Below are 9,349 nucleotides of genomic sequence, written 5' to 3' on the forward strand. Positions count from 1 at the left end.
AGGTTAGAGGTTACACAAGATTCTTGACACACTCTATTTATAAGAAGAGATAGAAGAAAAAGTTATATATGGTAATATAATGTAATAATATATAAAACCAATATGTAAAACGACAGGGAAATTTCCCGGTGAGTTTCAGAAGATTTCCCGCTCCATTTTCGTGGCTTTTGCGGCCTTAAAAAGAAATTTCAAAAAAGATGAGGATGTAAAGTTATTTTGCTTGACATGGCACTCTCCTCCCTGTATAATGATGAACGTTATGGTGATGCTATGTCTTTAGAAAATGTAGTTCAGAACGGCGAGCTCCTTGATTGTTACGGCGAGCTCCTGACGCCAAGGCAGCGTGAATGCCTGGACTTGTATTACAATGAGAATCTCACGTTGGCTGAGATTGCGGAATATTTTCATATTTCCCGCCAGGCGGTGCATGATGCCATGCGCCATGGCGAGGAGCAGCTCCGGACGTATGAGTCCGCCCTTCATCTGGCGGAGGCAAGGATCCGGAGACAGAAAGCGGCCGAATCGCTGGAGGGTATGATCCCTGAAGCGAAGAAGAGCGAAGCGGAACCGCTGCTGCGGATTTTGACGGAATGAAGGTGACCAGATGCCATTTGAAGGTTTAGGAGATAAGCTGCAGTTGGCTTTTAAGGATCTCCGCGGGAAGGGCAAACTTTCCGAGAGTGATATCGACGCGGCGCTCCGCGAAGTCAGAAGGGCTCTTCTGGAAGCGGACGTCAATTTCAAGGTAGCGAAGGATTTCATTGCTCATGTGCGTGAAAAAGCGATGGGCGAGGAGGTCTTCGGCAGCCTGAAGCCAGACCAGACGGTTATCAAAATCGTCAGGGATGAGCTGACAGAGCTTCTGGGCGGGACCCAGAGCAAGATCACGCTCTCCTCTACGGGCATGACGGTGATCATGCTTGTCGGGCTGCAGGGCGCCGGCAAGACGACGACCGCCGGCAAGCTTGCGCTGATGTTCAAGAAGAAGGGACATCGTCCGATGCTGGCAGCCTGCGACGTATATCGTCCGGCAGCTATTAAACAGCTCGAAGTCCTTGGTGAACAGACGGATGTGCCGGTTTACCGCATGCCTCCGAATGTGGATCCTGTCCACATCGCAAGGTACGCTGTCGACACGGCTAAGTCATACAACCGCGATATCGTCATTCTCGATACCGCAGGGCGCTTAACGATCGATGAAAAGCTGATGGCCGAGCTGAGAAATATCAAGGCTGAGGTTCATCCGCAGGAGATCCTTCTGGTGCTCGACTCCATGACTGGTCAGGACGCTGTCAATACGGCAAAGGCTTTCGATGAGAGCCTGGGCATTGACGGGACCATCCTGACGAAGATGGATGGCGATGCCAGAGGCGGCGCTGCTCTTTCCATTAAGAGCGTAACGGGCAAACCGATCAAGATGATCGGCGTATCCGAAAAGCTCGACGGCGGGCTGGAAGATTTCCATCCGGACCGTATGGCAGGACGTATCCTCGATCTGGGCGATCTCGAGACTTTGATCGAAACCGCACAGAGAAATATGGATCAGGATTCGCTGAAGGATGCAGCAGGAAAGATCAGGAAGGGTGAGTTCACTCTCGATGATTTCCTGAAGCAGCTCAAGCAGATCAGAAAGCTCGGCTCTTTCCAGAGCATTCTGGGCATGATCCCGGGGATGGGCAAGTTCAAGGATCAGCTGAAGGATGTCGATCTTGACGGCAAGGAAGTCAAGCACATCGAAGCTATCATCCTTTCCATGACACCGGAGGAAAGAGCGAATGTCAAGATTCTGAACGGCAGCCGCAGAAAGCGTATCGCTGACGGCGCTGGCGTGAAGATCCAGGACGTCAACCGTATGATGAAGCAATTCCAGGAAATGCAGAAAACCATGAAGAAAATGAAGAATAAGAAGATAAATCCATCCAAGATGGGCGGCCTCGGTGGTCCCCCCGGGATGTTCCATAAATAATCGAGATCATTTCAAGGAGGTGAAATTATGTTAAAAATTCGTTTGACCCGTATGGGCGCTAAGAAGAATCCTTTCTACCGCATCATCGTCATCGACTCCAAGGAAGCTAGGAACGGCGCTCCGACCGATACCATCGGCTGGTACGATCCGGCTAAACTCGACGCTCCGGTAAAGATTGATGAAGAAAAGACTCTGTCCTGGCTTGGTAAAGGCGCTCAGCCGACCGACACTGTTCGTTCCATTCTGAGAAAGAACGGCATCCTCGCTAAGTTTGCTGAAGCAAAGAAATAAGGGGGACGCACCATGAAAGAATTAGTGGAAACACTCGTCAAGGCTCTTGTAAAGAACCCTGACGCCGTCTCTGTCACCGTAGTCGAAAAGGGCAGCCTGGAAATTTATCAGGTCCATGTTGCCCCGGAAGACATGGGCAAGGTCATCGGCAGAAAAGGACGCATTGCCAATGCGATCCGTACCGTTGTCAAGGCAGGTGCTTTGCGTGAAAACCGCAGAGTGGCTGTCGATATTATCTAAGAGGTGTCGCAATGGATGAAATGCAGATTCTTGTCCCTGTAGCCGTTAAGTCAAAGCTGACTGAACAGCTGAAGGCAACGCTCCTCGCTGAGATCGAACAGAATCTCAAGCGTGTAGACCATGATATGTCCCAGCTGGATTTCGAAGCTAATGGAAAACTGGCAGAACAGGCAAAGATTAACGTACAGGCCGTAGCACCCCTTCGTGCTCAGTACGAGGCTCAGAAGGTCCAGATGCAGCAGATGAAGGATAAATTCCTTGCTGATAAGGATCATCTCGAAAGACTCACCATCGGCGCAGAACTCAACCGTGCTCCGATGAACCGTCTGGTTACCATTCATATCGGTGACGACATGAATGAACTGCTCGGCGGTGAAATCCTGGTTGAAGACGGAAAGATCGTTGAATTCCGCAACTGATATGAAACCCGATGAACTGATAGTTGTCGGCCGAATCGTAGCCCCGCATGGTGTGCGGGGTGATTTGCGTATTCTTCCCGATACGGACCGGCCGGAAATCTTCAAGACGCTCAAGCGTCTCAAAATCGGCGGGAAGTTTTATAAGCTGCTTTCGGGACGTCCGCATAAGAATGTATACATTCTTCATGTGGAAGGTGTGGACGACAGGAATATGGCCGAAACGCTGATCGACAAGATCGTCGAAGTGCCGTTTTCTGAACTGCCGGAAAGACCGGAGGGCACGTACTACTATTTCCAGCTCGTAGGGCTTGAAGTAGTGGATGAAGCGGGCTCTCACGTCGGAAAGCTCAAGGAAATCCTCGAGACCGGAGCTAACAACGTCTATGGCGTTGAAACACCGGACGGCAAGGAAATCTATCTTCCGGCCATCCCTTCATGCATCCTTAAAGTCGACCTCGACGAAGGACGCATGACAGTGGCTATGCCGGAATGGGAATAAGCGGACTCCCCCTCTCTGGGGAAGACGCTGTCTTCCCGAAATAGAGGGCGAGAATGAAAATAGATATATTATCCTTATTTCCCGAGTTCGTTCAGGCGTTCTTCGACCAAAGTATCATCAAGAGAGCGCTGGATGCGGGACGTATGGAGATGGCGGTCACGAATCCCCGTGACTATACCATGTACCGCCACCGTCAGGTGGACGATACGATCTACGGAGGCGGGGCGGGCATGCTCATGATGTGCCAGCCCATTTTTGACGCAGTGCATCATGTGCTTCCTGAGAAAGGCCCCCGCGACCGGGTGATTTTCCTGTCACCTGCGGGAAAGACTTTCAATCAGGAAAAAGCCAAGGAACTATACCGTGATTATGATCATCTGGTGCTCATCTGCGGGCACTATGAAGGCGTGGATCACAGGGTCGAGGAGTATCTGGCAGACGAACTGATTTCGATCGGAGATTACGTTCTGACCGGCGGAGAGCTGGGTGCCATGGTCATCAGCGACGCAGTGGCCCGCATGATACCGGGAGTCCTTGGAGATGCGGGAAGCGCAGCAACCGATTCGTTCTATGAACCGATTCTGGAATATCCGCAGTATACGAAACCGGCTGACTACAACGGCTGGAAGGTCCCTGAAGTGCTCCTTTCCGGGCATCACGCAAATATTGCGCGATGGAGGAGGAAAGAGGCGCTTCGCCGCACCCTCGAATGCCGTCCGGATCTTTTAAGCGGGCTCAAGATGACCGCGGAAGATAAGAAGCTGCTGGCGGAGATCAAACGCGAGAAGGAGGATCAGTGATGGCACCTGTATATATAGGACTGATACACTATCCGATTTATAACAAACATATGGAAGTAGTCACTACGGCTCTTACCAACTATGACCTTCATGATATTGCCAGAACGGCCAAGACGTATGACGTGAAACGCTATTTCATCGTGCATCCGGTGGAAGCACAGCGTGAAATGGCAAACCGCATCATGAACCACTGGAAGACCGGCGGCGGTGTGAAGTACAATGTGAACAGGAAAGAAGCTTTCGAAGAGACGGAACTGGTTCCCACCCTCGAAGAAGCGATTTCCCGCATCGAAAGCGAGACAGGCAAAAAGCCTGCCATCGTCACCACCGATGCCCGTGTGTATCCGAATACGGTCTCCTACTGTGAAATGCGCAGGAAAATCCACGAAGAAGATACACCGATTTTCATCCTTTTCGGGACAGGCTTCGGCATGACCAAGGAAATGATGAAGCAGTTCGATTACATTGTGGAACCAATTTACGGGGCAGGCACGTACAATCATCTGTGCGTACGCAGCGCCGTAGCCATCATCCTCGACCGCCTTCTGGGCGAACCCTGGTGGAATAAAAAGGAGGAATAATTTTATGTCCGGACATTCTAAGTGGGAAAACATTAAGCGCAAGAAAGGCAAAACAGACGCCATCCGCGCAAGAATCACCACTAAAATTTCCAAGGAAATTACAATCGCAGCCCGCATGGGCGGCGGTGATCCAGTCGGTAACATGCGTCTGAAACTGGCTTTGACAAAAGCTAAGCAGAACAATGTACCGAAGGAAAACATTCAGCGCGCTATCGATAAGGGCGTTGGCGCTGCCAGCGGCGCAGGCTTCGATGAAGTAACCTATGAAGGTTACGGACCCGGAGGCGCTGCTGTCATCGTCGAATGCAACACCGATAACCGCAATCGCGCTGCAGCTGATATCCGTCACGCATTCACCCATCATGGCGGTTCCGTAGGAACCCCGGGCTGCGTATCCTGGATGTTCAAGAAGAAAGGCACCATCTTCGTCAGCAAAGAAGCTGCTGATGAAGACACCGTCATGATGGTAGCACTCGATGCAGGCGCTGAAGACGTAGCAGTCAATGAAGACTCTTACGAAATCACAACCGCTCCGGAAGACTTCCTGACCGTATCCGATGCTCTTGAAAAAGAAGGCATTGCGGCAGAAGCATCCGAAGTCGCTATGGTTCCGGACAACTACGTCAAGCTGGAAGGCGATGCAGCCCAGACAATGGCCCGCCTCACCGGCGAACTGGAAGAACTCGATGATGTACAGGAAGTGTACACCAACGCAGAACTTCCGGAAGACATGGAATAATCCGCAAAGAAAGAACCGTGAAAATGATCCGTCATTTTCACGTTCTTTTTTTTATGCCGGGATTCCCAAATCGAACCGGCCGCCCGCAGCAGCCTGGCAAAGAGAAGCTGTTTCAAATCTTCCTCCCTCTATTTTGAAAATTTTCAAAATATTTTTGATGTAACTATTGACGTTACAGCTAAATGGTGGTATATTTAATGTAACAAATATAGTTACATCAAATATTTCAAACATTCAAGGAGAAACTCAAAATGAAATTAGCAGTTGTTGCAGCAAATGGTAAAAGCGGTCGTCTTATTGTGAAGGAAGCTGTCGCACGCGGACTTGACGTTACCGCAGTCGTACGCGGAGAGAACAAGACAGAAGCTCTGCATACTTTGAAGAAGGATATCATGGATCTCACAAAAGAAGATCTGGCAGGTTTTGATGTCGTCATCGATGCTTTCGGCATCTGGGATCCGAATAAGATGGATCAGCACAGCGCGACGCTCGGCCATCTTTCTGATATCCTTTCCGGCAGCAAGACAAGACTTCTGGTCGTCGGCGGGGCAGGCAGTCTCTATGTCGATAAAGATCACAAGACCATGATTTCCGATCTCCCGGATTTCTCAGAAGCGTATCTTCCAACTGCAGTCGGCATGAAGAATTCTCTCAATGCTTTGAGAAAACGTGACGATGTCAGATGGACATATGTCAGCCCGGCTGCTGAATTCATCGCTGACGGAGAAAGAACGGGGAAATACATCCTTGCCGGCGAAGAATTCACCACCAACGAAAAGGGCGAAAGCAAGATCTCCTATGCAGACTATACGCTCGCCATGGTCGATGAAGCTGTCAGCGGCAGCCACATCCATCAGAGGATCAGCGTACTTGGAAAGTAAGACAGTAAAATAAGGAAATAAGGATGGCTGAACAAGGCCATCTTTATTTTTTAAAATCAGTATCTAAAAATAAAAATGCATTTCGACAGATATAAAAATATTCTAAGGCAGGATCGTTGACTCGGAAATAGGGCGGTGCTATGATAAATGTAACAAGAGATGTTACAGCATCAGAAGGGGAAGGCTCCTGCTTCGTCTCTCTGGCACCTTTTCTATTTCCGGCTGGTTTCCAGTCTTTAGAATCATTTCTTATGTATTCATTGATCAAGAAAAGGAGAACATCATGAAAATCACAATTTTTGGCAAAGGCAACATGGGCAAGGCAATCGGAGACAATTTCGATGCATGCGGCAATGAAGTAGAGTATGCAGGCCGCGAGTTTATCGGTGAACTGGGCGATATCATCGTTCTGGCTGTTCCATACACGGCAGTGGACGGGATTCTCAGAAAATGGGGTCCGAAGATGAAGGATAAGGTACTCATCGACATCACCAATCCGGTTGATTTTGAAACAATGGATCATATGCTCGTTCCGGACGGCACTTCCGCTGCTGAACTGATCCAGGAAAAAGCACCGGGCGCATTTGTCGTCAAAGCATTCAACACGAATTTCGCTAATACACTGGCTACCGGCAAGGTAGGCTTCCATGAACAGACTGTCGTTCTCATGGCTTCCGATTTCCTGAATGCAAAGGATAAGGTCGCAGAGGCTTTGACTGGCTGCCGTCTGAAACTGATGGATGCCGGCAAGCTTCGCCGCGCAAGAGAAATGGAAGCTATGGGTTTCCTGCAGATTTCCCTGGCTTCTGCCGGAAAACTGTTATGGACCAGAGGCTTTGCCATCATCGACTGATCAGGGGATTGATATCATCCACGGGACAGTGTACACTAGCAGGACATGGAGGAGGTAACTGAACATGCAGATATCCAGCCGCTTCACCATTGCTGTCCATATGCTGTGCTATATCGCACTGTTTCAGGATAAGGAGAAAGTGACCAGTGACATCATGGCAGGAAGCATTAATGCGAATCCGGTCGTGGTGAGAAGGCTGCTTTCGCAGCTCAAACAGCGCGGGATGGTCACAGTCAACCGCGGCAGCGGCGGAGCTTTTCTGGCAATGAAGCCGGAAGACATTGATTTTCTTCAGATTTACAGGACGGTGGAAACAGTGAAAAAGGAAGGTATCTTCCATTTCCACGAAAACCCGAATCCCAACTGTCCGGTGGGACGGGGGATCCATCAGGCGCTCGACTCGAAACTGATGCGTGTCCAGGAAGCTATGGCGCGCGAAATGAAGTCGATCACGCTTGCTGATGTGCTGAAGGATTTTCCAATCGAAAAATAAAAGAAAAAGAGTTGTTCATGCAATTGCATGGGCAGCTCTTTTTTGCATTTAGGACACAAATATCGCACTATTTTCGCATTTGATCAATAAGATTGTCATTTTCTTTACAAAATCGGGTTGTTAAATGATAAAAACTCATTTATAAAGCGGAGTTTATATTTTTTTAGAAAGTATATATAAGAATCACGAATTATGTTGTATACTATTCTTGTGGCAGACACTTTATATGACGGATTTATGAAATAAGAATACACATAAAACCGCTGACTGCCCGAATTCAGGAAACTGTAATAGAGTGGGAGGAGATTCAATATGTTTCGTTTTACATTACCGAGAGATATCTATGTAGGCCATGGCGCTATTGAACAGCTGTCCGTTTTAGAAGGACATAAAAAAGCTTTCATCTGCACCGGTGGTCATTCCATGCGCCGTGGTGGTTTCCTGCAGAAGACTGAGGAAGCACTGCACAAGGCTGGCATTGAAACATACACCATGGAAGGTATCGATCCAGATCCGTCCATTGAAAAAGTAAGAGAAGGCGCTAAGGCCATGGAAGAATTCGGCCCGGACGTTATCATTGCTATCGGCGGTGGTTCCCCAATCGACGCTGCTAAAGCTATGTGGGTTTTCTATGAATACCCGGAATTGACATTCGAAGAAGTACAGAAACCATTCTCCCTGCCAACTCTCCGTCAGAAAGCTATTTTCGTTGCTATTCCGTCCACATCCGGCACCGCATCTGAAGTCACTTCCTTCTCTGTTATCACGGACTACTCCACCGGCATCAAATATCCGCTGGCTGACTTCAACCTGACACCAGATCTTGCTATCCTCGACCTGGACCTGCCGCAGACAATGCCGAAGAAGCTCTGCGCTCATACTGGCATGGACGCTCTGACACATGCAACTGAAGCATATGTATCCAAATTTGCCAACGGCTTCACCGATCCGCTTGCTAAGCAGGCTGTATCCGATATTTTTGACAGCATCATCGATTCCTACAATGAAGATACCGATGCACGCGACAAGATGCACATCGCACAGTGCATGGCTGGTATGGCTTTCTCCAACGGCCTCCTCGGCATCACGCACTCCCTGGCACATAAGATCGGCGCCGTATTCCATATTCCGCATGGCTGCGCAAACGCAATCCTGATGCCGTATGTCATCCAGTTCAACAAGAAGGCATGCCTTGCCCGTTATGCTGACCTTGCACGTGTAGCAGGACTTCCGGGACACACAGACGCTCAGCTCGTTCAGTCCTATGAAGAAGCTATCCGCTGCCTGAACCGCAAGATGAATATTCCGCTGAATATCCATGACTATGGTGTTCCGGAAGAACTGTATCTGGAAAAGAAAGAAGCCATCGCTCACAACGCAGTCCTCGATGCATGCACACCAGAAAACCCGAGAGAAGTCGACGACGCTCTCATGGGCTGCATCCTCGAATGCGCTTACTATGGCAAACCGGTCAACTTCTAATCCCATTCGATGGAATAATGAACATAAAGGGGCTGTGACAAAATCCAACAAAATGCTGTTTTTGCTTTTCTTCGAACGAAGTTCGGTTTAAGGGTGTTAACCTTG

The 9,349-nt window shown here is 49.2% G+C and carries 13 protein-coding genes; all 13 read left to right on the plus strand.

Annotated elements, in window-relative coordinates; genetic code table 11:
- Nucleotides 1–225 precede the first annotated feature (225 nt).
- The 13 genes from ylxM (at nucleotide 226) to M3200_RS02895 (ending at nucleotide 9,244) form a co-directional block, all read left to right on the plus strand.
- Nucleotides 226–594: a YlxM family DNA-binding protein gene (gene ylxM, locus M3200_RS02835; protein ID WP_022382026.1), complete on the plus strand. Its 369-nt coding sequence runs from the start codon at nucleotides 226–228 to the stop codon at nucleotides 592–594.
- A gap of 10 nt (nucleotides 595–604) precedes the next feature.
- Complete coding sequence (gene ffh / locus M3200_RS02840) at nucleotides 605–1,966, plus strand: signal recognition particle protein (RefSeq protein ID WP_022382027.1); 1,362 nt, start codon at nucleotides 605–607, stop codon at nucleotides 1,964–1,966.
- 27 nt (nucleotides 1,967–1,993) lie between these two features.
- Nucleotides 1,994–2,257 (plus strand): 30S ribosomal protein S16, encoded by a 264-nt coding sequence (gene rpsP / locus M3200_RS02845; RefSeq protein ID WP_022382028.1) that lies wholly within the window; start codon nucleotides 1,994–1,996, stop codon nucleotides 2,255–2,257.
- A 12-nt stretch (nucleotides 2,258–2,269) separates the two neighbouring features.
- Complete coding sequence (locus tag M3200_RS02850; RefSeq protein WP_022382029.1) at nucleotides 2,270–2,497, plus strand: KH domain-containing protein; 228 nt, start codon at nucleotides 2,270–2,272, stop codon at nucleotides 2,495–2,497.
- A gap of 11 nt (nucleotides 2,498–2,508) precedes the next feature.
- On the plus strand, nucleotides 2,509–2,916 hold the full coding sequence (locus M3200_RS02855) for a YlqD family protein (RefSeq protein WP_022382030.1): 408 nt from the start codon (nucleotides 2,509–2,511) through the stop codon (nucleotides 2,914–2,916).
- Nucleotides 2,900–3,415 carry a ribosome maturation factor RimM gene (rimM, locus tag M3200_RS02860; RefSeq protein WP_231939246.1) on the plus strand — a complete coding sequence of 172 codons (516 nt, stop codon included), beginning with the start codon at nucleotides 2,900–2,902 and terminating at the stop codon, nucleotides 3,413–3,415. The genes M3200_RS02855 and rimM overlap by 17 nt, the downstream gene beginning before the upstream one ends.
- 53 nt (nucleotides 3,416–3,468) lie before the next feature.
- Nucleotides 3,469–4,215 carry a tRNA (guanosine(37)-N1)-methyltransferase TrmD gene (gene trmD / locus M3200_RS02865; RefSeq protein WP_022382032.1) on the plus strand — a complete coding sequence of 249 codons (747 nt, stop codon included), beginning with the start codon at nucleotides 3,469–3,471 and terminating at the stop codon, nucleotides 4,213–4,215.
- The gene (locus M3200_RS02870; RefSeq protein WP_022382033.1) at nucleotides 4,215–4,796 is read left to right on the plus strand and encodes an RNA methyltransferase; all 582 of its coding nucleotides are present in this window, start codon (nucleotides 4,215–4,217) and stop codon (nucleotides 4,794–4,796) included. Before trmD ends, M3200_RS02870 begins: the two co-directional genes overlap by 1 nt.
- Before the next feature lie 4 nt (nucleotides 4,797–4,800).
- Nucleotides 4,801–5,535, plus strand: a complete 735-nt coding sequence (locus tag M3200_RS02875; protein WP_022382034.1) for a YebC/PmpR family DNA-binding transcriptional regulator — start codon at nucleotides 4,801–4,803, stop codon at nucleotides 5,533–5,535.
- Between the two features lie 251 nt (nucleotides 5,536–5,786).
- Nucleotides 5,787–6,416 (plus strand): NAD(P)-dependent oxidoreductase, encoded by a 630-nt coding sequence (locus M3200_RS02880; protein ID WP_022382035.1) that lies wholly within the window; start codon nucleotides 5,787–5,789, stop codon nucleotides 6,414–6,416.
- Between the two features lie 283 nt (nucleotides 6,417–6,699).
- Complete coding sequence (locus tag M3200_RS02885) at nucleotides 6,700–7,269, plus strand: NADPH-dependent F420 reductase (protein WP_022382036.1); 570 nt, start codon at nucleotides 6,700–6,702, stop codon at nucleotides 7,267–7,269.
- Between the two features lie 64 nt (nucleotides 7,270–7,333).
- Nucleotides 7,334–7,762, plus strand: a complete 429-nt coding sequence (locus tag M3200_RS02890; RefSeq protein WP_022382037.1) for an Rrf2 family transcriptional regulator — start codon at nucleotides 7,334–7,336, stop codon at nucleotides 7,760–7,762.
- A gap of 312 nt (nucleotides 7,763–8,074) precedes the next feature.
- Nucleotides 8,075–9,244 (plus strand): iron-containing alcohol dehydrogenase, encoded by a 1,170-nt coding sequence (locus tag M3200_RS02895; RefSeq protein ID WP_022382038.1) that lies wholly within the window; start codon nucleotides 8,075–8,077, stop codon nucleotides 9,242–9,244.
- Nucleotides 9,245–9,349: the final 105 nt, after the last annotated feature.

The organism is Dialister sp. CAG:357 (assembly GCF_000435155.1).
Classification (GTDB): domain Bacteria; phylum Bacillota; class Negativicutes; order Veillonellales; family Dialisteraceae; genus Dialister; species Dialister hominis.

Coding starts and splice junctions, on each gene's coding strand:
- ylxM (WP_022382026.1), top strand. CDS start 226: ATGGCACTCTCCTCCCTGTATAATGATGAACGTTATGGTGATGCTATG.
- ffh (WP_022382027.1), top strand. CDS start 605: ATGCCATTTGAAGGTTTAGGAGATAAGCTGCAGTTGGCTTTTAAGGAT.
- rpsP (WP_022382028.1), top strand. CDS start 1,994: ATGTTAAAAATTCGTTTGACCCGTATGGGCGCTAAGAAGAATCCTTTC.
- M3200_RS02850 (WP_022382029.1), top strand. CDS start 2,270: ATGAAAGAATTAGTGGAAACACTCGTCAAGGCTCTTGTAAAGAACCCT.
- M3200_RS02855 (WP_022382030.1), top strand. CDS start 2,509: ATGGATGAAATGCAGATTCTTGTCCCTGTAGCCGTTAAGTCAAAGCTG.
- trmD (WP_022382032.1), top strand. CDS start 3,469: ATGAAAATAGATATATTATCCTTATTTCCCGAGTTCGTTCAGGCGTTC.
- M3200_RS02870 (WP_022382033.1), top strand. CDS start 4,215: ATGGCACCTGTATATATAGGACTGATACACTATCCGATTTATAACAAA.
- M3200_RS02875 (WP_022382034.1), top strand. CDS start 4,801: ATGTCCGGACATTCTAAGTGGGAAAACATTAAGCGCAAGAAAGGCAAA.
- M3200_RS02880 (WP_022382035.1), top strand. CDS start 5,787: ATGAAATTAGCAGTTGTTGCAGCAAATGGTAAAAGCGGTCGTCTTATT.
- M3200_RS02885 (WP_022382036.1), top strand. CDS start 6,700: ATGAAAATCACAATTTTTGGCAAAGGCAACATGGGCAAGGCAATCGGA.
- M3200_RS02890 (WP_022382037.1), top strand. CDS start 7,334: ATGCAGATATCCAGCCGCTTCACCATTGCTGTCCATATGCTGTGCTAT.
- M3200_RS02895 (WP_022382038.1), top strand. CDS start 8,075: ATGTTTCGTTTTACATTACCGAGAGATATCTATGTAGGCCATGGCGCT.